Annotated in this window: 22 protein-coding genes and 1 pseudogene; 11 read left to right on the forward strand and 12 right to left on the reverse strand. The window is 66.3% G+C overall.

Annotated elements, in window-relative coordinates:
• The first annotated feature begins 88 nt into the window (after positions 1-88).
• Together ACERLL_RS16520 and ACERLL_RS16525 are read left to right on the forward strand one after the other, a co-directional pair.
• Positions 89-454, forward strand: a complete 366-nt coding sequence (locus tag ACERLL_RS16520) for a hypothetical protein (RefSeq protein WP_373657206.1) — start codon at positions 89-91, stop codon at positions 452-454.
• Between the two features lie 5 nt (positions 455-459).
• Positions 460-1680 carry an NAD(P)/FAD-dependent oxidoreductase gene (locus ACERLL_RS16525; protein WP_373657207.1) on the forward strand — a complete coding sequence of 407 codons (1221 nt, stop codon included), beginning with the start codon at positions 460-462 and terminating at the stop codon, positions 1678-1680.
• A 90-nt stretch (positions 1681-1770) separates the two neighbouring features.
• Here the strand turns inward: ACERLL_RS16525 and ACERLL_RS16530 are convergent, their stop codons facing one another.
• From ACERLL_RS16530 to ada, 8 genes are all read right to left on the reverse strand, one after another.
• The gene (locus ACERLL_RS16530; RefSeq protein WP_373657208.1) at positions 1771-2649 is read right to left on the reverse strand and encodes a bifunctional 5,10-methylenetetrahydrofolate dehydrogenase/5,10-methenyltetrahydrofolate cyclohydrolase; all 879 of its coding nucleotides are present in this window, start codon (positions 2647-2649) and stop codon (positions 1771-1773) included.
• Between the two features lie 73 nt (positions 2650-2722).
• The gene (gene fhcD / locus ACERLL_RS16535; protein ID WP_373657209.1) at positions 2723-3658 is read right to left on the reverse strand and encodes a formylmethanofuran--tetrahydromethanopterin N-formyltransferase; all 936 of its coding nucleotides are present in this window, start codon (positions 3656-3658) and stop codon (positions 2723-2725) included.
• Between the two features lie 3 nt (positions 3659-3661).
• A complete protein-coding gene (locus tag ACERLL_RS16540) occupies positions 3662-4258 on the reverse strand; it encodes a 5-formyltetrahydrofolate cyclo-ligase (protein ID WP_373657210.1) in 597 nt (198 codons plus the stop codon).
• 445 nt (positions 4259-4703) lie between these two features.
• On the reverse strand, positions 4704-6257 hold the full coding sequence (locus ACERLL_RS16545; RefSeq protein ID WP_373657211.1) for an alpha/beta hydrolase: 1554 nt from the start codon (positions 6255-6257) through the stop codon (positions 4704-4706).
• 126 nt (positions 6258-6383) lie between these two features.
• Positions 6384-8768, reverse strand: a complete 2385-nt coding sequence (locus tag ACERLL_RS16550; protein WP_373657212.1) for a TonB-dependent siderophore receptor — start codon at positions 8766-8768, stop codon at positions 6384-6386.
• Between the two features lie 265 nt (positions 8769-9033).
• Positions 9034-10050 carry a FecR family protein gene (locus ACERLL_RS16555; RefSeq protein WP_373657213.1) on the reverse strand — a complete coding sequence of 339 codons (1017 nt, stop codon included), beginning with the start codon at positions 10048-10050 and terminating at the stop codon, positions 9034-9036.
• 78 nt (positions 10051-10128) lie between these two features.
• Complete coding sequence (locus tag ACERLL_RS16560) at positions 10129-10668, reverse strand: sigma-70 family RNA polymerase sigma factor (RefSeq protein WP_373657214.1); 540 nt, start codon at positions 10666-10668, stop codon at positions 10129-10131.
• 115 nt (positions 10669-10783) lie between these two features.
• Positions 10784-11872 carry a bifunctional DNA-binding transcriptional regulator/O6-methylguanine-DNA methyltransferase Ada gene (gene ada / locus ACERLL_RS16565; RefSeq protein WP_373657215.1) on the reverse strand — a complete coding sequence of 363 codons (1089 nt, stop codon included), beginning with the start codon at positions 11870-11872 and terminating at the stop codon, positions 10784-10786.
• A 308-nt stretch (positions 11873-12180) separates the two neighbouring features.
• Between ada and ACERLL_RS16570 the strand changes: the two genes are divergently transcribed.
• From ACERLL_RS16570 to ACERLL_RS16585, 4 genes and pseudogenes are all read left to right on the forward strand, one after another.
• The gene (locus ACERLL_RS16570; RefSeq protein ID WP_373657216.1) at positions 12181-13410 is read left to right on the forward strand and encodes a Glu/Leu/Phe/Val family dehydrogenase; all 1230 of its coding nucleotides are present in this window, start codon (positions 12181-12183) and stop codon (positions 13408-13410) included.
• A pseudogene (locus tag ACERLL_RS16575) lies at positions 13407-13658 on the forward strand (hypothetical protein); the annotation flags it as partial. The gene ACERLL_RS16570 and the pseudogene ACERLL_RS16575, both read left to right, overlap by 4 nt.
• Positions 13659-13686: 28 nt before the next feature.
• Positions 13687-13953 (forward strand): hypothetical protein, encoded by a 267-nt coding sequence (locus ACERLL_RS16580; protein WP_373657253.1) that lies wholly within the window; start codon positions 13687-13689, stop codon positions 13951-13953.
• Positions 13954-14139: 186 nt separating this feature from the next.
• Positions 14140-14367: a hypothetical protein gene (locus ACERLL_RS16585; RefSeq protein WP_373657217.1), complete on the forward strand. Its 228-nt coding sequence runs from the start codon at positions 14140-14142 to the stop codon at positions 14365-14367.
• A gap of 9 nt (positions 14368-14376) precedes the next feature.
• Here the strand turns inward: ACERLL_RS16585 and ACERLL_RS16590 are convergent, their stop codons facing one another.
• Positions 14377-14679 carry a Dabb family protein gene (locus ACERLL_RS16590; RefSeq protein ID WP_373657218.1) on the reverse strand — a complete coding sequence of 101 codons (303 nt, stop codon included), beginning with the start codon at positions 14677-14679 and terminating at the stop codon, positions 14377-14379.
• 269 nt (positions 14680-14948) lie between these two features.
• On the opposite strand from ACERLL_RS16590, the gene ACERLL_RS16595 reads away from it, so the two are divergent.
• A complete protein-coding gene (locus ACERLL_RS16595) occupies positions 14949-15572 on the forward strand; it encodes a cytochrome P460 family protein (protein ID WP_373657219.1) in 624 nt (207 codons plus the stop codon).
• A gap of 117 nt (positions 15573-15689) precedes the next feature.
• Complete coding sequence (locus tag ACERLL_RS16600) at positions 15690-16910, forward strand: LytR C-terminal domain-containing protein (RefSeq protein WP_373657220.1); 1221 nt, start codon at positions 15690-15692, stop codon at positions 16908-16910.
• Positions 16911-17050: 140 nt separating this feature from the next.
• On the opposite strand, the gene ACERLL_RS16605 is transcribed toward ACERLL_RS16600, so the two are convergent.
• The 3 genes from ACERLL_RS16605 to ACERLL_RS16615 are packed head-to-tail and all read right to left on the reverse strand — an operon-like array spanning position 17051 to position 18481.
• Positions 17051-17899 (reverse strand): transposase, encoded by an 849-nt coding sequence (locus tag ACERLL_RS16605; protein WP_373657221.1) that lies wholly within the window; start codon positions 17897-17899, stop codon positions 17051-17053.
• A 54-nt stretch (positions 17900-17953) separates the two neighbouring features.
• Positions 17954-18271 (reverse strand): hypothetical protein, encoded by a 318-nt coding sequence (locus ACERLL_RS16610; RefSeq protein ID WP_373657222.1) that lies wholly within the window; start codon positions 18269-18271, stop codon positions 17954-17956.
• A gap of 27 nt (positions 18272-18298) precedes the next feature.
• Positions 18299-18481 (reverse strand): hypothetical protein, encoded by a 183-nt coding sequence (locus ACERLL_RS16615; RefSeq protein WP_373657223.1) that lies wholly within the window; start codon positions 18479-18481, stop codon positions 18299-18301.
• Positions 18482-19088: 607 nt separating this feature from the next.
• Between ACERLL_RS16615 and ACERLL_RS16620 the strand changes: the two genes are divergently transcribed.
• The 3 genes from ACERLL_RS16620 to ACERLL_RS16630 all read left to right on the forward strand — a co-directional run bounded on the left by ACERLL_RS16620 (position 19089) and on the right by ACERLL_RS16630 (position 24197).
• Positions 19089-20846, forward strand: a complete 1758-nt coding sequence (locus tag ACERLL_RS16620) for a hypothetical protein (protein WP_373657224.1) — start codon at positions 19089-19091, stop codon at positions 20844-20846.
• A 572-nt stretch (positions 20847-21418) separates the two neighbouring features.
• Positions 21419-22141, forward strand: a complete 723-nt coding sequence (locus tag ACERLL_RS16625; protein ID WP_373657225.1) for a PEP-CTERM sorting domain-containing protein — start codon at positions 21419-21421, stop codon at positions 22139-22141.
• A 376-nt stretch (positions 22142-22517) separates the two neighbouring features.
• A complete protein-coding gene (locus ACERLL_RS16630) occupies positions 22518-24197 on the forward strand; it encodes an NADH-quinone oxidoreductase subunit 5 family protein (protein WP_373657226.1) in 1680 nt (559 codons plus the stop codon).
• Position 24198 lies beyond the last annotated feature (1 nt).

Genomic DNA, 24198 nt, shown 5'->3' on the forward strand with positions numbered 1-24198 from the left:
AGGTCTTCAATCTGTTCGTACTGTGCTTGGGTGATTTCCATTAGCACAGTATATCAAATAGCGTTAACAGGCCCTAGGAGAACAAGCTATGGCCGATGACCCCCGTAGTGCGCACCCATCCGGCGACGGCCCCGCGGAGCGCGAGGCCGGCTGCGGCTTCCAGGAGGCCACGGACCTGGCCACCCGTCTGGCCCGGCTGGGTCTGGAAACGGCCGCCACCCCGCTTACCTGGCTGCCCGGCCCGGCCCGCGAGCACCTCCGCCACAACGCGGCCAGCGCCCTTCGCGGCCTGGCCGTGGGCCCGAGGGTGCTTTCCGGAATCCTCGAGGAGGTGGCGCGCGAGGTGCAGGTGCCGCTGGAGGAGTCCCACCTGGGGAGCCGCCGCCGGCAGGAGGCCCCCGAGGAAGAACCCTCCGCCGGGGACGCGTCCCGCCGGGCGGACGGGGAGGACTGAAGGCCGTGCGGGTTCTGATCCTGGGCGGCGGCTACGCCGGTCTGCGCACGGCCCTGGACCTGGGCGCCCTGCGGCGAAAGGGGCAGCTACCGGAAGCGGTCCGGGTGGACCTCGTGGAGCGCGCCCCTTGCCATGAGGTGGTGGTCTGGATGCATCAGGTGGCCGCGGGAACGCTGGCCCCCGAACAGGCCTGCATCGATTACGGCGACCTGCCCCTGGACGGGGTAGACCTCCATCAGGCCGCGGTGGAGTCCCTGCATCCCGGATCCCGACGCGTGGACACCGATATCGGCCCCTTCTCCTACGACCTGCTGGTGGTGGCCCTGGGGTCCCTGCCCACCGCCCCGGAAATTCCCGGACTGGCCGAGCAGGCCCATACGCTACGCGACCGGGCGGGCGCCGAGACCCTGCACGATGCCCTGGAGAGCGCCTTCGCCCGGGCCGCTCCTCACCCCGACCGTGATACGCGGCGGCGCCTTCTGACTACGGTGGTGGCAGGGGGCGGCTACACGGGCTGCCAGCTCGCCGGCGAGCTCGCCCATCGCCTGCCCGACCTGGCCGACCGCCACGGTGCCCCGCTGGACGACGTCCGCCTGATCCTCTCGGAATCCCGCGACCGGCTCCTTCCGGAGATGGATGCCTGCCATGGGCGGGCGGCGCGGAGGATCCTGGAGCGCAAGGGTGTGGAGGTGCGCCTGGCGGCACCCCTGGAGCGGATCACCGAGGATACGGTGGTTCTGGGTGGAACCGGTGCTCCGCACGGCGTGCTCGTCTGGGCGGGTGGTATGCGTGCGCCGGAATTCCTGCGGGAGGCGGGACTCGGGGTCAACCGGCAGGGCCGGATGATCGTCGACGGCGGCCTGTGCTGTCCGGACCATCCGGATATCCTCGCCGCGGGGGACTGCGCCGTGCGCAAGGAGCCCGACGGTGGCGAGACCGCCACGCCGGCCACGGCCATGGAGGCCATGTACCAGGGCCGCTACCTGGCCGCCCTGATCCGAGACCGCGTCCGCGGCCGTTCTCCACTGACCGCGTATATGCCCAACCGCCTGGGCCTGCTGGTGTCCCTGGGGGACGGGGACGCCGTGGGCAACGTGGGCCCGATCCCCATGCAGGGCCGCGCGGCGGGCCTCATCAAGAACGGCGCCGAGCGCACCTATCCAGACACGCTCCTGCGCCCGCACGCCGAGCCCTTCCTGAGCCCGGACTTCCTCCGGCCCGTTTAGCGGGCTCCCCGGAAAGCCCTACTGGATACGGTCCCGGGCGGTTCGGGTAGGACGGCGTTGGCGGGATAGGGCGCCGAGGCTATTGGCGCTTCATTCAGCGGGCAGGCGGCCCTGGAGCCGGGCGGCCTTGACGGTGTTCTCCAGCACGCAGGCCACGGTCATGGGACCGGTGCCGCCTGGGTTGGGGGTGACCGCGCCGGCCACTTCCTGTACCGAGTTGAAATCCACGTCGCCCTCGATGCCGGCGTCCGTGGGCGTCATGCCCACGTCGAACACGGCCGCGCCCGGTTTGATGTGCTCGGCGGTAATGAGCCCGGGGCTGCCCGCCGCGGCCACCAGAATGTCGGCCTCGCGGGTAACGGTGGCCAAGTCCGGGGTGCGGGAGTGCGCCAGGGTCACCGTTGCGTCGGCGCCGCGCGCGCTCAGCAGCAGGGTGAGCGGCAGACCCACCACCGTGGAGCGGCCCACGATGACCGCGCGGCGGCCTTCCGTGGGAATGCCGTAGTGCCCGATCAGGCGCATGACGCCCAGGGGCGTGCAGGGAATCAGGCCGGTAACGCCCCGCACCAGGCGGCCCAGGTTGCCTTCGGTGAGCCCGTCGATGTCCTTCTCCGGCGGCACGAGCCCGGTCACCGCATCGGCGTCCAGGCCGCCGGGCAGGGGTAGCTGGACGATGATGCCGTGCACCTCGGGGTCGGCCACCAGCTCCCGGACGGCCTCCTCCAGGTCCGCCTGGGCGATGTCGGCGGGCAGCCGGAGCAGGCGCGTGCGCAGACCGAGGTTATCGGCCTGCCGGTCGCGCATGCGGATGTAGCGCTCGCTGGCCTCGTCCTCGCCGACCATCACCGTGGCCAGCGTCACGTCGGGACCGCCCTCGGCCGCCAGGGTGGCGCCCAGGTTCTCACGCAGGCTGCGGGCCGCCTCCCGGCCGTCGAGAAGCAGGGCCTGTTGTCCGGAATTCGCCGTCATGATCTCGACTCACTGAATAGGAGCGCCCGCCTCGGCCGAGGCGGGCACCAGCTGAAAGCCCCGACGCTTCCCGCTAAGCGGGGCTGTCGGGCTGTTTCTCGGGATGGAGATAGATCAGGTTCTTGCCCAGCTTGCCGCCGTAGTTGCCGGCGGAGATGCGCACCAGGCCCGGGGTCTCCTTGGCCGCCTCAATGGCCGCCTGGGTGGCGTCGATGACGGACTGCAGGTCCCGGCCGTTCATGATGATCTCCATGACCGAGCTCACGCCGGCCGGCAGGCCGGGGTCGATCTCGGGCTCGTCCTGCAGGGTCGGGCAGAAGCGCTCGAAGGTGGAGGCGATGGTGAAGGAGTAGTTGCTCCCCGCCTTGGAGCCGCTGCCGGCGATACCCCCCGGGAACGGCATGTTCACGCCGGGGATCTGGTCCACCGCCGCCACGCCGCGCTCGGCGGCGGCCAGGGCGGCATCGGTGTCCTCGCCGAAGAACCACAGGTTGCCGCCCATGAGGCCCTCGGTGTAGCCGAGGCGGCGGTCCATGACGAACTCCCCGCTCAGGATCGGCGTCACCCAGACCTTGCGGCCGTAGCGCTCGTCGCGGAACTGCCAGCCGTTGCCGAAGTAGGAGACCTTCCGGCCCATCTGGTAGTAGGTGTCGCTATCGACCAGATTGAAGCAGGCCGCCGTGGGGCAGGTGAGAACGTTCTGGGAGATGCGCGCCAGGGCGGCCTTCTCCAGGGCCTCCACCCGGTCCGGACGAAACTTCGGCATGTGCAGCTGAATGATGGCGCCGATGCGGCCGTCGGGCGTAGGGAAGGACTCGTCGTCCCCCCCGGGGCCCACGATGCGCGTGACGCCAGCCTCGCAGTCGCAAAGGATGGTGCTGGACCCGTGGCCGGTGGCCGCGTTGACGGCGTGCTGCAGCCAGGTCCGATCCCGGGCGGTTACCAGGAATTCGACGTAGATGCTCTTGAATGCCTCGGCATAGGTATCGTCGACTAGGGCCGCCGCCATGGTTTATCCCCTGCCCTTGCCGTTGAAGACGCCTTCCTCGGTCACGATCTTGTCCATATAGACGTCGTGGTCGTCCACGGGGATCTTGTCGAAGATCTGGGCCTCGTAGCAGATCGCGACGAGCGGGGCATCCGGGCGCACGCGCTCCAGCAGGCGGTCGTAGTAGCCCTGGCCGTTACCCATGCGGCCGCCGGTGCGGTCGAAGCCGACGCCGGGCACGATCACGAAGTCCAGGTCCTCGGGGGCGACCTCCTTGCCCGTCTCGCCCCAGCGCTCCTTGGGCGGCTCGAGGATCTGCCACTTTCCGACCACCAGCTCGTCCATGTCCTCCAGCACGTACAGGCCGAGCTTGTTTTCGCCGTTCTCGTCCGAGGTGCAGTAGGGAACCACGATGGTCTTGTCGCTGGCGAGGGCCTCGGGCAGGTACTGGCGGGTACGAAGCTCGGTGCGGGCATCGATGTACCACATCACGGTCTTCGCCTGCTGGTACTCGGGCAGGGCGACGAGATGCTCGATGGCCTTCTGGCTGACCTCGTCCTTGTTCTCCTGGGCCTTCCGCGCATCGTAGGCCCGTCGACGCATATCCTGCTTGTCTTCCATCAAATCTCCCCTGTACGCCAGTCCAATGGATTGGGAGGAATCGTTTTCCTGGTCTCGGTTGCCCCGGGTCCGGAGGCGGTCTTTTCTCTGCTCGTGGGCATACTCTGCCAGGGGTACGCCCGATGATCCAGCGTCACCCCTTGCAGCCCACTAGGCAGACCATTCATGCAAGGGTACAGTTCCCCAAGGGGAGACTGCTTCTCGCACAAAGACGAAAGAGTATATCAGATCCCGCGCCCGGACCCCAGCACGGCGGGCGCGGCAGCTTGGCGCGCTCCGGGCGGGGTGTTACCGCGTCCCCGCTCCGTAGCGGACGGAGCCCCAAGGTACCCCGACCTCCCGCCAGGCTCACCAACCGGGGGCTCCCTACGGTCGAAACGCGGCCCCGAAGCCCCTCAGGCACGGAACCCCCGACGGAAAGTCCGGGCCCGGTGCCGATTGGAAGCTATTCCTCTTCCCTTGCGCGGACGTACTCCTGAACCCCCGAGGGGTCGTGGATTTCGATCTCCGGGTAACGATCGAGCACCCTCCCGGGGAAGCCAGTATCCGCTCCCCGCACGACGGCCCGAAGGAAGGCGATCACGGCATCGTTCTGGAGGCGGAGCGCCCGGCCGCCATCCAGCGATCCGAAGAGCCCGGCGTGGAACGGCGGCCGCGCGGACAAGGTGAGATCCATCAGTCCCAGATGATCGAGACCGTCCACGCGCCAGCGGTGGATGTCCTCGCGCTCGCCCATGGTGGACCATTCCTCCCAGGCGTAGTCGGTGGGATCGAAGTCCGGCGCCTCCTGCTTCCGATCGGAGAGCAGAAGCAGCATGGGCGCCCGCAGCTCCTCGTCGAAGAGCCCGGGGTGGTAATTCTCGCCGTCGAGGTTGACCACGGCGGCACAGTGCCGGTCGGCTTGGCAGGCACTCGCCGCCGTGGTGCCGCCGAAGGACATGCCGAGATGGGCGCGCCGGTCCAGAGCGGCGCGTGCTATCACGTCAGCCACGGTGCGCGGCGGATCCTCTTCCAGGGCCCGGATCACCGCCAGCACGTCGGCCCGCCAGGCGCGCGCGCTCTCGCCCAGCCGATGTTCGGCCAAGGCCGCCTTGAAGGTGTCGAGGGCGGCGAGGCGCTCGGCGTGGCCGGCCCCGCCAGTGAATGCCTCGGCGGCCTCCTTGAAGGTTCGGCCCGCCTTCGGATCCCCCACGCCCTGCGGCCCGGTCTGCGGCACGGAGCGGACCAGTGTGCCGTCCTCCAGACGGACGGCGGCGCCGTCGCGCGGGTGGGCCACGCTGAAGACGACGAAACCGTGGCTGGCGAGCCGCTCCATGAGGGCCGTATTCTGGGCCCGGTAGGACCAGAAGCCGTGGTTGAAGAGGGCCACGGGAAAGGGGCCGCCCTTGGCGGCCACCGGCGCACCCGGACGCGAATGCGCCCGCACGGAGTGCAGCTGCGTGAGCCGGAAGCCCCACAGCCCGAAGTTGCGCGCCGTGGAGACCAGCTCGTCCAGCGTCCGCCGCCGGGTCAGGTACGGACGCGTCCAGGCTGCCTCCCCGGCCCGTGCCGGATACCAGACGGTCACCGGCAGCGTGCGCGGCCGATCCGCCGGCGCGTACAGCACGCCCTTCCGCCTGTGGTCGACCACCTGGAAATGGCGCATGCCCACCTTGTGGGGCCCGTCCGGATCGGGGAGGGCGAACACGGGGAAGAAATAATAGGGAAGCGCGGCGGCGACGGCAGCCGTAACGACCACCACACCGGCGAGGGGGCGGCGGGTGGACGGATCGCCAGCGTGCCGGAGCCGGTTCGCCAACAAGGCAAAATTCAGCAGCAGGGCCACCGCCAAGGCCGGCGCCACCTCCCACCGCAGGCTCCAGGCGGCGACACCCCCGGTTGCCAGGGCCGTCAGGGCGAGCACCCACAGCGTCGGCCTCCGACGCCGGGAACCGGGCAGGCAAAGCAGCACGCCGAACGCCAGCAGGCTGGCGATGGTAAGGGAATCGGGTAGCGGCAAGGCGCTCTCACCTCCAGGGGGGGAATCGGGGAATGCCGGGCGAAGCCGGCCCGACGCACCGCGGCCCGTGCAGCCGGCCGAAAAGCGGCGGCACGGGCCCGGCTCTCACGGGGCCATGGGAAGCGACTACCAGTGGTAGCGCATCTTGGCAGTCACGCTGCGCTCGTCGCCGTAGTAGCAGGCGCTGAAGCTCGGATAGCAGGTGCTGATGTACTCCCGGTCGAGGATGTTGGTGGCATCCACCGTGAGATCCACATCCTCGTCCAGGGCATAAGAGGCCGAGGCGTCCACCACCGTGTGGCTGGGGATCCGCAGCGTGTTGGCCTCATTACCCCAGGTCTTTCCGATGTAGCGCACCCCGACGCCGGCCTTGAGCCCCTCTAGAATCGTTTTCGGCCGGAACCGGTGCGACAGCCAGGTGGAGGCCTGGACCTCCGGCATTCGCGTGGTCTCCTTGCCCTTGTTTGCGCCTTCCGTGATCTTGCTTTCGAGGAGGCTGCCGGTGCCGACGAAGCTCCAGCCGCTGCCCACGTCCACGCGCGCCTCCAGTTCGGCGCCACGCACGCGGAACTCGCCGCGCTGCTCGTAGGCGGGCCCCACGTAGACGAGTCGGTTGGACTCCTCGATCTGGAATGCGGCCAGGGTGAACAGGGCGTTGAAGTGGTTGGGGCGGTATTTAAGGCCGGCCTCGTACTGGACGCCCTCCTCGGGATCCGGCTGGCCGCCGCTCGCCAGGGTCTCGGTGCGCGGCTGAAAGGACTGGGCATAGCTAACGTAAGGCACCAGCCCCAGGTCGGAGACATAGCTCATGCCCACCCGTCCGGTGAACGCCTTGTCCTTATGGTGCGCGGTCTCATCGACGAGGTGGTCCTCGGTCTTCTGCCTGACCAGATCGTAGCGGCCGCCGAGATTCAGCACCCAGCGGTCGTCCAGGGTAAGCTCGTCGCTTACGTAGACGCCGAGGTTGGTCTCGGTGTAGCTGTCGTCCACGAAGGGTGGCAGCGAAAGCACCGAATCCCCGGAATAGTCGGGGTCGTAGACGTCGATGGTCGTCGCGGTGCCGTACTTCTGCTCTTCGTCGGTCTCGTCGTAGCTGATGTCGACACCGAAGACCGTCTTGTTGGCGACGCCCTCCCAGCTCCTGTCCACGTGAAGCTGGGTATCCGCCACCAGACCCCGCGACTGGCCGTCCACGGCATAGGCGGCTCGGTTTAGGGTCCGCTGATCCGGCTGCAGACCGAGGCCGTAAACGGTGTCATAAGCCACGGAGAGCCAGGTGAACCGGGCGTTCTGGCGGAGCTCCACCCCTTCGGAGAAGGCGTGGCGGAACTGGTAGCCTACCGAGCCTTCCTCGGTGTCGTAGCGGTTGAAGTCGGGATCGCCGCTGAAAAAGCTGCGCTTCACCTCGCCGTTGGGGTTCGAGTCCAGCGACCCCGCCCTCGGCACTCCGGCCGCCGGGATCGCCTCGGTCTTGGTGTAGTTGGTGAGCACCGTCAGCGAGGTGGCGTCGGTGGGCCGCCAGGTCAGTGCCGGGGCGATGTAGACGCGGTCATCCTGGCTGAAGTCCAACTGCGTCTCCCCATCCTGTACCAGGGCCGTCAGGCGGCCCAGCACCGCGCCGTCGCCGGTGAGCGGCCCGCCCGCGTCGAAGCCGCCCTGGCGCATTTTCTGGGTGCCGGCGCCGATGAAAACCTCGCCCATGGGATAGTCGGTGGGGCGCTTGGTGATCAGATTGATCATGCCGCCCGGCGAGTTCTGGCCATAGAGGGAGGAAGTGGAGCCCTTGAGCACCTCCACGCGCTGGATCCCGTAGGGCACCGCCCGCGATTGCAGGAAGGAACCGTTCAGGCGCCGCTCCAGGCCGTCCCGATAGCTGCCGGACTGGCCCTGGTCAAAACCGCGGATCTTGAACAGGTCGAACCGGTCGTCCTGCCCGGAGTAATCGGTAAACACGCCCGCCGTGTAGTCGAGCGCGTCGTTGAGGTCGCGGACCGGCCGCTCCTCCAGCTCGTCGGTGGTGACGATGGAGATGGACCGGGGTGCTCGCTCCACCGCCGTACCGAGCTTGGAAGCCGTGCTCGTCCGCTGGGGCACCAGGGTGGCATCCGGGCCCACCGGGCTTTCCCGCATGGCACGCACGGTGATGTCCCCCAGGCGGGACGAGCCCTTGCCGCCCTCCGCCCCGGAGCGTCGCAGGGTCACCGTGTGGTTGCCGGAGAAGCGGTATACCAGACCGGTCCCGGCCAGCAGCTTGGTCAGTGCCCGCTTGGCGGTGAGACGACCCCGGACGCCCTTCGTGCGCAGATCCGCAACCTGCTCGGTCTTAACCGCCACCTGCAAGCCCGTTTCCCGACCAAACTCCGTAAGCGCGGAGGACAGCGCCTGCGCCGGGATGTCGAATCGCTGCTTCTTCGGCGATTCCGTTTCCGCCTGGGCCACCAGGAGTGGCGGCTCGTATCCGGCAGCGGCCGGAGCAGCCGCCCCGTAACCGATCAGGGCGCAGACCCCCACAAAGGCGGCCAGCCTCCCCTTTCTTCCCTTCTTCCCCTTCTCTGTACATCCCCCCTTATCCAAGGTGCCATACGGCCCGTTGGGATACATGCCCGCCCCCTATCGCTTGCGGAAAATTGGCTGCGAATTCGTCGCATTCGCAGCTCTTCGGGGGACAAGACGAATCAGCGGGGCGGAATTTAAGGGGGGGAAGCGAATTTTTTTCGATACGGGCCGGACGGAGATCCCGAACGGTCTTCAGGTTGGACCGGACAGCCGGGGGCGCTCACTCCCGGGCGGAGACCACCACCAGATAGGGGGTGTATTCCGTTACCCGGGCGTCCCGGGTGCCCGCCGCGGCTCGGAGGGCCGCCAGCGGATGGTCGAGATTGAACACCCCGGTCACCCGCTGGCCGGCAAGCTCCCGGTCCCGGAGCCAGATCATGCCGCGGTGGTGATGACCGATCCGCTCGATCACCTCGGTCAGCGTCATGCCGTCCACCACCAGCCGTCCCTCGCGCCAGGAGGCGATATTGGCGACGGCGGTACGGGTCCTGCTGACGGTTCCGGTGTCGCGCGCCATGCGCAGCCGTTCCCCGGGGGATAACTGCACCGACCGCCCGCCGGCCCCTTTTAGGCGAACCTCCACGGACCCGGATCGCACCGCTACGGAGACCGATTCCTCACCGGCCTCGACACCGTAAGCCGTGCCCTTGGCCGTGGCCGTGACCGCCCCGGTGCTGACGGAGAAGGGACGCTCCGCGGAGGGCTCCACCTCGAAGAAGGCCCGACCCCGCAGCAGGCGGACCCGTCTCGCCGATGGCCCGTAACGCACGCTTACCGCGCTCTCGGCGCCGAGGTACACGGTGCTGCCGTCTCCGAGCGCCACCTTTCGTACCTCCCCGACACCGGTCAGGTAGTCCGCTCCCAGGTAGAGCCAGGGCGCCCAGAGCGTCAGGAGTCCCGCCAACAGCGCGGTGGCAGCCATCCCCGCCGTCAGACGACCGCCGGGGATGCGCATGGGGGGAATGCGCGTCGAACGGCGCCCGCGGACCTCCCGCCCGGTTTCCGGCCCGGATGGAGACGCCGGGGCGAACCGTTCCGCATAATCCCGAGGAAGGCTTTCCGCAAGCTGCCACGTGTCCGCGACGCTGCGGTAGGCGGCTTCATGCGCGGCACTCCGCCTCCGCCAGGCCGCGAGCTCCGCCCGCACGTTCTCGTCCTCGGGCGCGGCCTCCACCAACAGCAGCCAGTCGATGGCCTCCTCGCGCAGCGACGCTTGCTCCGGATGCTCAGCGGTCATGACGGAAGCTGCCCTCCGGCGTCCCTAACGATCCATGGAGTCGGATGGCGGCCAATGATATAGACGGCGATCCGGCGATCAAACATAACCATCCATTCGCGCCGAGGCGTGCCGTATCGCGTCCTTGACGAGCTGATGCGCGCGTACCACGGAAATGCCCAGACTGTCCGCTACCTCCTGGAGCGTTCTCCCCTCCAGTCGATGCATGTCGAATGCGATGCGGGTCCGTTCCGGGAGCTCGGCCAGGGCCTCCGCCAGTATCCGGAGCTGGTCCTGCTGGAGAACCGCCTGCTCCGGCGTGGCGGAGGGACCCGCGACCTCGCCGGGCTCGGAAGTTTCGGCGTACTCCGGGGCGCCGGCTGATCGCCTTTTCCAGTCCAGGGCGAGGTTCCGGACAATCCGATACAGGTACGAAACGGGACTGGAGACGGTAGGCTCCACCGCTTCCGGGTCCGGGGCCTCCTCCCCGGTGTCCTGCCGGCGGGCGCTGAAGCGGATATAGGCCTCCTGGACGATGTCCTCGGCGTGCGCCCGGGAGCCCACCACATGGGCGGCATACTCGATCAGCCTGGCCTGGTGCTGCCGATAGAGCTGGAGATCGGAGGGGCCCGGTTTCAATGCGCAACCCGTGTCGCCGGTTGTCGGGGGAGGGATTCCGGCCCATGAATCTATACTAACTGAGAAGCATTCTCAACATCATTTGGGGTCCGACCGCCGGGACGGGCCCCTTGGACTATGAGCGCGGTTCCCGCTCGCGCGCGAGCAGAGCGCGCTTACGCTTGACGCCCCAGCGATAGCCCGCGAGGCCACCATCCGTCCGCACCACTCGGTGACAGGGGATGGCCACAGCCAGCGGATTGGCGGAGCACGCCCGCGACACGGCGCGGGCGGACCCGGGCCGGCCCACTGCCCGGGCGATCTCCGCATAGGTGCTGGTGGACCCGGCGGGGATGCGTGCCAGGGCCTCCCACACCCGCTGCTGAAAAGCGGTGCCGCGGATGTCCAGCGGCAGCTCCACGGGCATGGCGGGCTCCTCCACGAGTCCCACCACCTTCGCCACGAGCCCCTCGAAGCCCGGGTCGGCACCGATCAGCTCGGCGCGCGGGAAACGCTCCTCGAGGTCGTGCACCAGTACCTCGGGGTCATCGCCGAGCAGGATGGCGCAAACCCCACGCTCCGTAGCTGCGGCCAGGATCGAGCCCAGCGAGCATTCGCCCACGGCGAAACGGATCCTCGCCTCGGCGCCTCCGGAACTGAACTGAGTCGGCGTCATGCCGAGCAGCTCGCCCGAACGGGCGTAGAAGCGTCCAGGAGAGCCGTAGCCGGCCGCGTACAGGGTCTCCGTCACAGGGATGCGCTCGCGCAGGCCACGGCGCAGGCGCCTGCCGCGGTGCGCCTCCGCATAGGCGCGCGGCGTCAGGCCGGTGACCGCCTTGAAGATGCGGTGCATACGGGAAACGCTGAGGCCGGCGTGGGCCGCCAGCGTCTCCAGCGACGGCACCTCAGCGCTGGCCTCGATGCGCCGACAGAGCGCGGCCACCCGCTCCGCGTCACGGGCGGCGGATGGCGCCTCATCAGGCCGGCATCGCCGGCACGGGCGAAAGCCGGCACGCTCCGCCTCCCGCGGTCCGTCATGGAAGACGACGTTCTCGGGCCGCGCGCGGCGAGCGCCGCAAGAAGGACGGCAGTAGACGCCGGTTGTCCGGACCGCGTAGACGAAGGTGCCGTCCGCCTGGGGATCGCGGTCCCGGACGGCCTGCCAGCGCGGATCCGATTGCACATCGGCGGCCGGAATCCGATTGTCGGTATGTTCGCTCGCCATGGGAGCGCCCTCCTCCGTCCGTTACACGATACGGAACATGCTAGCCTCCCGGAGAACACCCCGCACTCCGGGTCTTGCTCTCGAATTTCCCCGGCACCAGTGCGGCGGTATGCCCTGCCTCCCGCTCATTGGGCCGCCGGTTCCGGAAAGCTCCGCGGAATCGGCTTCAGGCCCTCCATACACGCCGCCATGATTCGTCGCACCCCCCATGTTCATTTTTTTCAGGAAAATGAGCGCGATTCCCCGCTCAGGAGGTAAGATCCCGGTAGCGTATACGGACAAGCGAAGAACGACGGGCGGGGGTCGGGATGAGCCACTTCGAAGCAACCAACCGGTATATCAGGAAGGCCTCGGAGGTGCTGGACCTGGGCCAGCGGATCGAGCGCCACCTGATAGCCCCGGACCGGGAAGTCTCGGTGCAGGTCTCCACCACCCTGGACAACGGCAATGTGGCATCCTTCCGGGGATTCCGGGTGCAGCACAAGAACGTCCGCGGGCCATTCAAGGGCGGACTGCGCTTCCACCCGACGGTGGACATGGACGAGGCGCGCACCCTGGCCAGCCTGATGACCTGGAAAACCGCGCTGGTGGATGTCCCCTTCGGTGGCGGCAAGGGCGGCATCGATTGCGACCCCGGCGCGCTGTCGGAGGGCGAGCGGGAGCGCCTGACCCGGAAATTCACCCAGAACATCCAGGAGATCATCGGGCCCCAGACCGACATCCCGGCTCCCGACGTGAACACTGGCCCGCAGTTGATGGCCTGGATCATGGACGAGTACGCCAAGTTCCGCGGCTTCACCCCCGCGGTGGTCACGGGCAAGCCCGTCCACCTCTCCGGCAGCCTGGGCCGGGACGCCGCCACCGGCCGGGGGGTGAGCATCGCCACCCGGGAATACTTCCGCCGCCTGGGCGAGGGGCTCGCGGGCAAGCGGTTCGTGGTTCAGGGGTTTGGTAACGTGGGCTCGCACCTGGCGCGCCTCTTCCACGAGGCGGGCGGCAAGGTGGTGGCCGTATCGGACGCGACAGGGGCCGTCCGGGACGAGCGGGGACTCGACATCGCGGCGCTCCTCGATCACCGCGACGGGAGCCACCCGCTAACGACCTTCCCCGCTGACGAGGTGGCCCGGGACGAGGTCCTGTTCCTGCCCTGCGACGTCCTGGTGCCGGCCGCCCTAGGCAACGTGATCACCCGGGAGAACGTCACCGACATCCGGGCCGATCTGATCGTCGAGGCCGCCAACGCCCCGATCACTCCCGATGCCCATGAAACCCTGGAGTCCCGCGGCGTGCGCGTCCTGCCGGATATCCTCGCCAACGCGGGCGGCGTCACCGTCTCCTATTTCGAGTGGGTGCAGAACATCCAGCAGTTCCGCTGGACCGAAGAGCAGGGGAACGACCAGCTCGAGGACACCATGCGGCGCGCCTGCGACAAGGTCTTCGCCATTGCCGCGGAACGGAACGTGGACTTCCGCACCGCCGCCTTCATCGTCGGCCTGGGACGGGTCGCCCAGACCATGGTAACGAGGGGGATTCAATGAAGACCGGAGAACCGGTTTCCGTCGAGGCCCTCGAAGGCCTGACGCTGTTCGCCGAGCTTTCCGCGGACGCCCGCCACGCCCTGGCATCCATCTGCACGGCACTGGACCTGGATAGCGGCGAGGCCTTGGTCCGCGAGGGGGAAACCAGCCGCGACCTCTACATCCTCACGGCCGGCACGATACGCATCTCCAAGACCGACCGGGGCGAGGAGCGGGAGCGGGAGCGGGAGCTCATGGTACCGGAAGCGGTGATCGGCGAGCTGAGCCTGATCCTGGGTGAGCCGCGATCGGCCACGGCCGCCGCCGTGGGTGGGCGAGGCCTCGGTACTGTGCATCGACGGTGGGCACTTCCTGGAGCGCCGCGCGGCAGGAGACCTCCCGGCCCTGCAGATGGGCTGGCTCATCCTTACCAAGCTCGCCCGCCACCAGTCCGCCATGAACCGCGAGATCCTCGACCTGGCCCATGCGGCGCAGGACCGCGAAACCTCGCGGGACGAGGTATCGCTCCTGCGGGACAAGCTCTTCGCCGAGTGGTCATTCTAGGAGCGGGGGCGGACCCCGCCCCCTCAAGGAGCCAGTTTCCCTCCCAAACGGCTCACCCGATTGGTGCAACCGGGAATCCTTCCGCCCGTCCCGGCGCGCCTCCTTGCCGGTGCCCGCCGAAAGCCCGCCATCTTCAGGCTGAAACGGTATTTGCCTCCGAAAAGGGATGAAACCAGGAGGCCCGAAGTGTCCACACCCGATCCCAGCCTGAGCGACCTCTTCGCCGAGGAGGGAGTCACCAGGCACCTGCCGAGTGTCGTCGACGCCCTGACCCCGGAGCCGGACTTCGAGCGCTTTCTCGCGCGCGCCACGCCCCTGCAGCGGCAAGGCCATGACGCGCTACAGGGGGTCGGGCTGGCCCTGCCCGCCTCCGCGGATCGGCTCGATTTTTCCCTGGCACCGGCATCCCTCTGAGGACCAGCACTAAACCTCGTAATCCACCACCCGCCGCTCGCTCTGCACGTCGCCGATGAAGGGCTTCACGGCCTCGTGCTCGGGATGGGCCTGGTAGGCCTTCAGGGCCTCCCGGCTCTCGAACTCGGAGTAGAGCACCACATCCGCGGAGCTGTCCGTGGCGCTGAAATCCAGGCCCACCTCGATCTTCAGCAGGCCGGGGATCCGGCCCTCCAGGGCCTCCAGCTTCTCCTTGACCAATTCCGCATTGGCCGACCGGCCGTTGCCCTGGGCCTCTTCCTTCAGGCGCCACATGACGATGTGCTTGACCACTGGCACTGACTCCTTCGCTGGTTCGGTTTTCCTCGACGCCCCTCCCGACCGCTTCGAGGCGCCCCGCCGGATCCGGCGCTGGCCGGAGGATACCCCCTTCCGCCGCGCCGTGTAACCACTTGTCGCATCCGTGAAAGCGGCGCCCCTTTCCATTAGGGGCCGTCGCGGCCTCCCCAATTGCGCCCTGCCACGGGGGCGGCCGTAATTCCAGGAAGGATCCCCCGTTCATGGGGGAGCCGAAGCGCATTCGCCAACCCGGGAGGCCGATCATGAAAAGGCTTTGCAGGCTGCGTACCACCGGCACCGCCCTCATCGGCGTGGCCGGCATATCCCTGGCCCTTGCCGGCTGCGAGACGGGCGGCACGCTGCCCGAGATCGCCACCGAGGAGCAGGGGCCGCCCTACGGTGGACAGGCCTCCGTGAACTATGCCGACAGCCTCTGGATCGCCATGAACAACGCGCGCCTGGTGGGGGAGGACGCCTTCCACACGGTGCCCTACGAGGGACAGGAGCCCCACGGCGCCGTGCTGGAGACGCTCTACGGCGAGGTCAGCGCCGGCGGCATCGCCGGGGTGGCCGGCCACCGGGGCCAGGTGATCGTCAAGCGCAACTACACCGGCGAGGACATCACCAACGCCAAGGTGGCGGAGAGCCCGGGCGAATACCTCGATTCCATCACCGTCATGTTCAAGCGCGAGGAGGGCTACGACCCGGCGCACAACAACTGGTTCTGGGCCAAGTATGAGCCCGGCGGCACCGTCGCCACCAGCGAGGAGGGCGTCAAGCTCGCCGGTCGGGTAGCCAAGGGCGAGGAGAAGGGCTGCATCGCCTGCCACGCCCAGCAGAAGGAGAACGACTATCAGTTCAACAAGAGCGACTTCATCAACGAGTGACAGGCGGAGCCCCGGTCCGGAGCGTGTGACCTAGGCCACTGAACCGCGCCCCGGGACATTTGTCCCGGACACCCGGTTCTGGTTCAATACGCCGCTCATCCATTCTGGGAGAGCGGCATGCGGGCAACCCATTTCCGGGCGTTGCTGGCGGGGGGGCTGGCTTTTTGCACGGCGGCGGGCGCCGCCGAATCCACCTCCGGGCTGCGACTGCGGCCCATATCCCTGCCGGACACCCATACCATGCCGGCGGGCGCCACGGAGCTTTCCGCCCAGCTCGGGCTCTCCCGCTACTCCGACTCGGATTCCAGCCGCGACGTCACCGACCTGGACCTCGCTCCCGAGCTGGCCTACGGCATCACCGACCGCCTGGAATTCGGCCTGTCCAGTCCCTACCGCTACCGAGTGGACGACGGCGACAGCGGCCGCTGGCGCCATCTGGGAGGCCGGGTCACCTATCGCTTCTTGGAACGGCCCGACACCGGTCGGTACTCGGCCTTCACCCTCCGAGGCTCCACCCTCAACGACAGCGGCGACCCGCCGGTCTCCAGCGGGGAAAATACCTATAGCGCCGAATGGCACCTGAGCGAGCGGTCGGCGGTGAACGCCGTCAGCATCGCCCTGGGATACGCCAAGCGGGATTACCCGAAGGTCCGGAAAGAGCCCGCCTATAAGAGTGCGGTGGAATACTACGCTCAGTGGGCCTACGGGCATGTGCTCAGCCCGGAGCTGGCCTTCACCGGCGAGCTGACCTATAACTACGCCCGCGCCGACCGGCTGGGCAGCCTGGAGGTCATGCCCGGCCTGCGCTACACGAAGCCGGAGGCGGGCGTCTCCGTGGCCATGGGCCTGGGCTACTGCCCGGGTCTCGACGGCGCGCGGCCCGACGCCCGGGCGCTGCTGTCCCTCACCTACCGCCCGCCGGGGCCCGCCGGCCTCAGCCAGCGGATGGGCCGCCTGGAAGGGCAAGTTGAGACGCTGCGCACCGAGGTCCGCAATCTCCGGCAGACCCTGGCGGAGCAGCCGGCCAAGGAGGAGACCTCCGAGCCGCGCCAGGCCTCCCCGGCCATCAGCCTCAGTCTCGTGAACGCCTCCGGCGAGGCGGGGCTGGCCCGGACGCTCGGCGAGCGACTGGGCAAGCAGGGCTACGAGGTGGTGAACGTGATCGCCGAGGACCGACCGGTGCAGAGCGTCACCCACCTCTACTACCGGGAGGGCTTCAAGAAGCCCGCGGTCACCCTGGGCCGAGCCCTGCCGGGCAACCAGACCCTCACCCACTACACCCACCTCCCCGCGGACGTGGATATCCAGGTACTGGTGGGGACGGACCAGGTGGATTAAGCAAAAAAGACCCGCCCAACGGCGTGGGCGGGTCCTGGCCAGCCGGGCCCCGGGGACGGCACCGTCCTCACTCGGTAGGCGGGGACTCGGGGTCATGTCTTGCTTTTTGCCCACTCCTGAGCGCGCACGGGAACTCGGGGTCAGGTCTTGCTTTTTGCCCATTCCTGAGTGCGCACGATCCGGCTGACCCGGGAATAATGCAGGCCGAAGTGGGCTCCGATCTCCTTCAGCGTATAGCCGCCGCTCGCATAGGCCCGCGCTATGGCCTCGTCCCGGGGGAATTCATTCGCGAGCGCTTCCAGGGAGGGGGGCGGTGGCCGGCGCTGGGCCCTCGGGACCTCCTCCCGATCCGTGGCGTCCGCCTTTTGCTGCGCCTCCCGTACGAAGTCCTCCGAGCCGAGATAGACCTGGCCGGTAAGGGACTTCCAGGGGGAGGCCTTGCGGATGCCTTCCATGACGAACTGGCGGTAAAGGTCCCGGGCCGCGTCGGGGTGGGGCGAGAAAGCGGCTAGTATCCAGTCGGTGGTGAGCCAATCCGGCTTGGGCTCGATGCCGACCGTGGCCAGGAAGCTGCTCCAGAGCCAGTATTCCGGCACCGAAACCAGCCCCGCCCGAACGGGGTTGAGCACGATGTAGCGGGCCAGCTCCAGCAGATAGGCCTCCCTCTCCACCAGGATGGCCTTGTAGCGTCCCTGAAGCACGTGTCCGGTGCGGTGATGGCTGCGGTTGAAGCGCTGCGTGTAGACGCCGTTGAGCTGGCGCATGCCCCGAGCAAGATTGGCGTCCGGCGTCTCCACCAGGAGGTGATAATGGTTTCCCATGAGGCAGTAGGCATGGAGGATCCAGTTGAAGCGCTCCACCACCTCCCCGAGCAGGTCCAGGAAATCCCTACGGTCCCAGTCGTCCAGGTAGATATCGTCCCGCCCGTCGCCACGGGCGGTCACGTGGTACAGGGCGCCGGGGTATTCGATGCGGATCGGTCGGGCCATGGAAGCAGGGTAGCGGAAAAAGCCTAATGGAAACGAGCCGGAGGGCTTGGGGCTTCAGTCACTGAGCCAGTACCTTTTGAAACGCCGGACGCGAGCATCCCAGACGAATACCGAAGCCGAGCTTTCGAACATCAGATAGAGAAGGCCGTCGTTCTTGAGCATGATCTCCGGAGGGGACTGCGGGGAGGGCGGCGCGTAGCCCCTTCCGGACGCCGTCCGCAGAGCGCCCGGTTTCCGCGTCGCAATCCCCATCTCGTGCCGGTAGGCATCCGCCAGGAACCGGTGGCGATATCTGCCTTGGTCGGAAAGGAAGACCACGAGCTGTTTATAACCGGACCGCCTTTCGATAAGCAGGTAGGCGAAGTCCTTCACCCGGTCCCCATTGAAGTCCCCGGAGGTTCAGTAGGGCGCCTTGCGGTCCCCGTCGCCGTCGGTGCTCCGGTAGGTACAGGAATCCGTCCAGGCCCAGGCACTCTCCATGTCATCGCTACCGGGCACCACCTTGGAGCCCAGGTGGTTGAAGAAAGCGAGGTACTCCTGGTTCTCCACGGCCATCACAAGACCGGGGACAGGAAACAGCATTAAGATGCCGGCAAGTGGGATTATCCCCCATGCTCCGCCAAGCCCAAAGCCCGACCAACAAGTCTCGCCCCTTCGACCCCTTCCCAGCGGCCACCGCCTCCCGCCACCTTAACCTGTGCTCCGTGATCAATCTATTTCCTGCTCAGGAAGCCCCCACCAGCCGCTGTCCTACAGCAGTGGCACCCGAAGTCTGTCTCCTCCTCCAACTTTGGACAAGTTCGCAGAAAAATAAAAAGTGGATTTCCTCTTCCCTCCATATGGAGGCCACTGTTCGGATCAGCAACAAGTCTACCAACGAGGATTCTAAGATAGGGGCCGCTCAGCAAAACGGCCAAAGGTACCATCACGACCTACAAAGGTGGGCAACCACTTGTTTTTCCGCTACTCTAAAATCCATTTTACGCTTGGGTAGGCGAATCTAGGCGGGAATGGAAGCGAAGTCCCCTCCCAAGCCGCCCCGTGTCGCCACGACCACTCATGGGAACCGAGCTAGCTTCCAAGACAAGTACATTGAAGTGATAGATCAAGGCCTTGACGAAACGCCCTCTACCCCACCTGATTGTCCGAGGTAACCACTATGGCACGCCCCCTTTTGGTGCTTCTCCTCATGGCCATCTTCGCTGGCTGTTCCACTACCCACGTGGACTCCAGCCGCATGGAAAAAGGAAGCTTCCTCCATACGGAGAAGGGTGACCCCATCTCTCAAGGGGACACTTACAAGGTCAACCTGCGGAAGAACAGAGTAAAGCTTGATAAGAAAACCCAATATTCCCAGACACGAACAAAGCATTTCGCCAAGGTCAAGCGGGAACGGATTGAAACGGAAACTTACAAGCCTTCCGCGGCCATCATAATCGCCCTTCCCGCCCAGCCGTTCTGTTGGGCGGGAAGCATATTGGTCATGGACAATCCCGCCAGTTGTCTTGAGCTGTTGTATGAAAAGGAAATGGACTGGCGGGTCAAGCGGAGTCGAGTTCCCGGGCAAACCTTTACCGAGAGCAAAGAGGTAAGTTTTTCAAAATGGTATCCGGGATCAAACAATAAAGTAAGCCTTTATCTGAACCAGGAAAAGCTGGCCAACTTGCGGACAAATGATGAGGGGGTTGCCAAGTTTGACCTGATAAAGCTGCTTAGTTCCCGTTCTCTCCCGCCCGGAACGCTCCTAAAGGGTAAGGAAGCGACCCTAATGGCGGCTTCCCGAGGGGCACGCGATACTCTTTCCCTCTCCCACGACTATTTCGATGGGCTACCGAGAGAGTATTGGATTGCCCATTATAAAGCCCAGAAAAGCGTACTGGCCAAAAAGGAGTTAATCCACACCACTTGCGGCAAAGCTGCCGAAAGCACCCGGGAATATTTCCGTTGCTATTACCGGAGTAAAACAGTCCAGACGGCCTTCGGCCCTGGAGAGCTTCATGCCCCTCCTGGGAAAGGAAGCTCCGCCGTTGGCCCCAAGGCCATAGAATGGCGTGATGGGCGCACTTTTTCCGGTAAGACCGTTCGCGGCGACAACGGACAGCCCGCTCTGGTGGGAGAGGTTACCTATCCGGATGGGCGTAGGTTTGTTGGAGATGTCCTGAATGACAATAGCGATGGCACTCTGTATTCGCCCTCCGGAGATATTCTGTTCTCCGGGAAGTTCAAAAACGGGCGGCCTACTGGTTGGGGCACTGGGGAGACCGAGTCCGGATCCCTGAAGCCGGTCAAGTTCGCCGACGGAGAAAAAGTTTCCAACCCGGCCCGAAAGGAAGCTGAAAAGGCGGTGGAGACAGAGCACCAGCGCGCAATGGAGGCGACGCAAGAAAAGGTGGAAGAGCTCGAGGAAGAAACCGCCACCCAAGAGGCGGAGAAAAAGAAGCTCGCCTCTGCCTTCTCAGATTGGAAACGGCATAACAGTAAGATGTGGGAAAAATGCGCTTGCGAGATTCCCATGGATATGGGTGGCCAATTTTGTCTCAGTGCAAACCCCACTTTCGAATCCGCGGAAGAACGGGAGGCCCATGAGCGGGCGGCTGAACGGCGACACCGGGTGTGCATGGAATGGGCCCGATCGGATCGCAGGGACAAGGGCGACTATTACGAGAAACGGATGGCCCAGGTAGATCGCGACCTAGACCGGAAACTAGAACAGATCGAGGAAGAACGGCGCCTGGCCGAGATCCGGCGAGAGCGACTCCGGCGGAAGCACGAAAGGCAACGCCAGGCGAAGATCCGGGCCCGCAAAGCGGAGATCAAGGCCCAAAGAGAGAAGCGACTTGCCGAAAAAAAGCGTAACTGCCAAGCCTCCTACGCCAGAACCGGGGCAGTGGTCTGCGGCTGTCAGCCGTTCCTGGATGTAGGGGATGTGGCAACCTGCATGAAGTAGCCGTCCCCTATCTCGGCGACAAGGTGCCCCCATCACAACCACCAAGGGGCCCTTGACGCCGCAGACAATTGACGTGGAGTGCCCCGCCGGGGGCCCAAGCCACTTCTGTCGTGGGCCTCCAGGGCTGCCCCTTTCGGGCCTTCCCTCCAACGGCCCCCAACGGCGGTTTCACCGTTCGCCGAGCTCGGCCTTCTGCGAGTGAGGCACAAGCCGCCCTTTTTATCCGCAGTATTGTCGGAAATTTTTACACCTTCCCCGGTTCCGGTACTCCCTGCAAGACAGCGCATACAGCCGGTGACTGCCAGTTGCCCATCGCATCGAAAAGGGAATACGAGGTTTCAGGCGCAAGCCCCACACCCCGCAACAGTCGAAAAACTTTACAGTAAAGAACGACGAAATTCTTCACACTTTTCTGGGATCTGGACAAAACCGCAGACATTTACCGCTGGCATGCTCCTTGCGACAGGGAGGAAGACAGGAAGCTTTCCCTTTGTCATCGAAAGCCTCCCATGTCGGCTCCACGGCCAAGGTCTGGTGCCCGCACACAATTCGCCAAATCAAGGAGGGCGAGCATGTCCGACAATACCGCAATACGCCTCGTAGGCGCCCTGGCGCTTTCCGCCGGCCTGGGGCTGGCAGGGAACGCCCAGGCCACGCTGACCTGGGACTTTACAGGCGCGGGGGGTGACCTCTCCAAGACGGAGACATTCGACGATATCACCAGCACCGCCCAGGTAACCGCCCACGCGATCAACACGGAGGAACCGCCCGAACCGGTCCTTAACCAGGATGGGGAAGGGCTCGGGGTGGATCTGAGCGACAGCTTCGACGGCAGCCTGAGCGACCCCAACGGCCCTGACGGCACGATCCTTCCCGACGAAGACCAGATCGACAATCGCGGCGATGACGAAGGCATCGTCTTCGATTTCGGGTCCATGATGCAATTCGAGAACATCTCCATCGCCTCGGCTTCCGGAGGGATCCTGAGCGAGCCGGATGCCTTCGAGATCTGGGGCACCAATGACTCGAGCGTTACCGGCTGCACCTCCGGCGGCCTGAGCTGCCTCACCGGCGTAAGCACCTCCCTGGGCTCGGGCAGCGGAGACAGCATGGTGGACCTAACCGGCATGGACTCCTACCAGTATCTGATCGCCACGGTCCCCGGAGGCTCGGGAGACGACTACCGCGTTGCCTCCCTCGAGGCGAATCAAGTCCCCGCTCCGGCGACCCTGGGACTCCTCGGGCTGGGCCTGGCCGGAATGGGCCTTACCCGGGGCCGCAAGCGCAAGAGCTAGGCATCACGGCCGGCGTTCCCCCTCGGACGGCCCCGCGCGGGCCGTCCTTTTTGTATCCGGCCGTGCGCGAGCTCCTATCGAGTGACCCTGAACGGCGAAATTATCAAGCCCCCGACGCCTCCAAGCGGGCCCCGGTGCATGGTCCCGCCACGGACCTCCGCCCCAGCATTGGCTTTATACAATCGAATCCATTCGATTTATCGATTTTTCTCTAACCCTCCCCCTTCGTAGACTTAAGCCGCGACAGCTGAAACCGTAGCCGCCCGTTCAACGCCAAGCGGCGGAGCGCGAGCAAGCAATACGATCCGGCATGTTGGTCAGCGACTCCAGTCCATGGGGGGTCCCCATGCCGTACAACGGGGTTTGAGGCAGGGGTATGGAAGGGCTCATTGCAGTGGTAGCGGCTTTGCCGCTCGTTTCAGCCGGGCTGATCCAATTGCTGTCCACACGCCTGGGCCGGGGCGGGGCGCGCTTGAGCGTGGCCTTCGTGGTGGCGACCTTCGTGCTCGCCGCCGTCACGCTCGGACTCGCCCTGAGCGGCGCGGACTCCAAGCAGGTGGCCCTGGGGCACAGCTGGGGGGTGCTGCTATTCGACCCGCTGAGCACCCTGATGGCGGTGGTGATCGCCGGGATCAGCCTGATCGTCCACGTCTATTCCCTGCGCTACATGGCGGACGAGGCGGGCTATATCCGCTTTTTCGTGCTGCTGGACCTGATGACCGCGGCACTGCTCGTCATGGTTGCCGCCGGGGATCTGGTGACCCTGGTGGTGGCCTGGCATCTGGTGGGCGTCCTGCTCTACTTCCTGCTCGGCCAGGACACCACTAGCCCCTCCGCCTATCGCTACGCCTTCTGGACCCTGATCACCTATCGTATCGGCGACCTTCCGCTGGTGCTGGCGGCGGCCCTGCTGTATCACGCATTCGGAACCTGGTCGCTGCCGGAGATCTTCTCCGCCATGTCGGCCAACCCGGGCGCGCACACCTACCTGGGAATGCCCCTGGCGGAGGTGATCGGGTGGCTGGTGGCGCTGGCGGCCTTCGCGCGCTCGGCGCAGTTCCTGCTTCATACCTGGCTGCCCTATACCATGGGTGGACCCACTCCCGTCTCCGCCCTGATGCACGCGGGGATCGTCAACGCTGGCGGCTTCCTCATCAACCGCTTCGCCCCCGTGTTCATTCACACCGACGTCGTGCTGCACGCGGTCTTCGTGGTCGGCCTGATCACCGCGGTCATCGGCTCCGCGCTGATGCTGACCCAGAACGACATCAAGAAGTCGCTGGGCTATTCGACCATGGGCCAGATGGGCTTCATGATCATGGAGTGCGGCGTCGGCGCCTTCTCCCTGGCCATCTACCACCTGATCGCGCACGGCCTGTTCAAGGGCACCCTGTTCCTCGGCTCGGGCCGCGCCATCCATGCCGCGCGCCAGGAGAACGGCGTGCCCAAGGATTCGCTCTACGCCTTCGTCGTGGAGCGGCAAACGACCCGCACCCGCCTGCCCTGGCTGTTGATGGCCGCCATCACGCTGGCCGTTCCCGTCTCGATCCTGGTGCTGGCCCACTGGATGGTCTCCGAGCATTACTTCCAGAAACAGGGCGCCATCGTGCTCCTGTTCTTCGGCTGGGTGACCGGGGCGCAGCTTCTGTTCGCCACCTACCGCATGGGCGCCCAGAACCTGTGGCGGCTAGTCACCATGAGCATCTTCTCCTTCGCGGTGGTGGTGGTCGGCTACACCCTGATCAGCCACGCCTTCGACCTGTTCCTGTATCCGGACGCGGCCTTCCGCGCGGGGATCTACGAAGCCGCGAAGGTCGATCTGTTCTGGTTCGATCTGTTCGTCGGGCTCACGACCGCCCTGATCGTGCTCGGCTGGCTGCTCACCTATTACGCGGAGCAGAACGGCGGCCAACGGCCGATCAATGCGCGCCGGGTCTGGATGAGCTTCTATGCCCTGGTCTCCCGGGAGTTCTATCTGCCCGATCTCTACACCCGCCTGACGCGCACGATCCTGGCGGCAGCGGGCCGGCTCAACGTCTGGATGAGGTGGGTCTGAC

This window comes from Thiohalorhabdus sp. Cl-TMA, assembly GCF_041821045.1.
GTDB lineage: Bacteria > Pseudomonadota > Gammaproteobacteria > Thiohalorhabdales > Thiohalorhabdaceae > Thiohalorhabdus > Thiohalorhabdus methylotropha.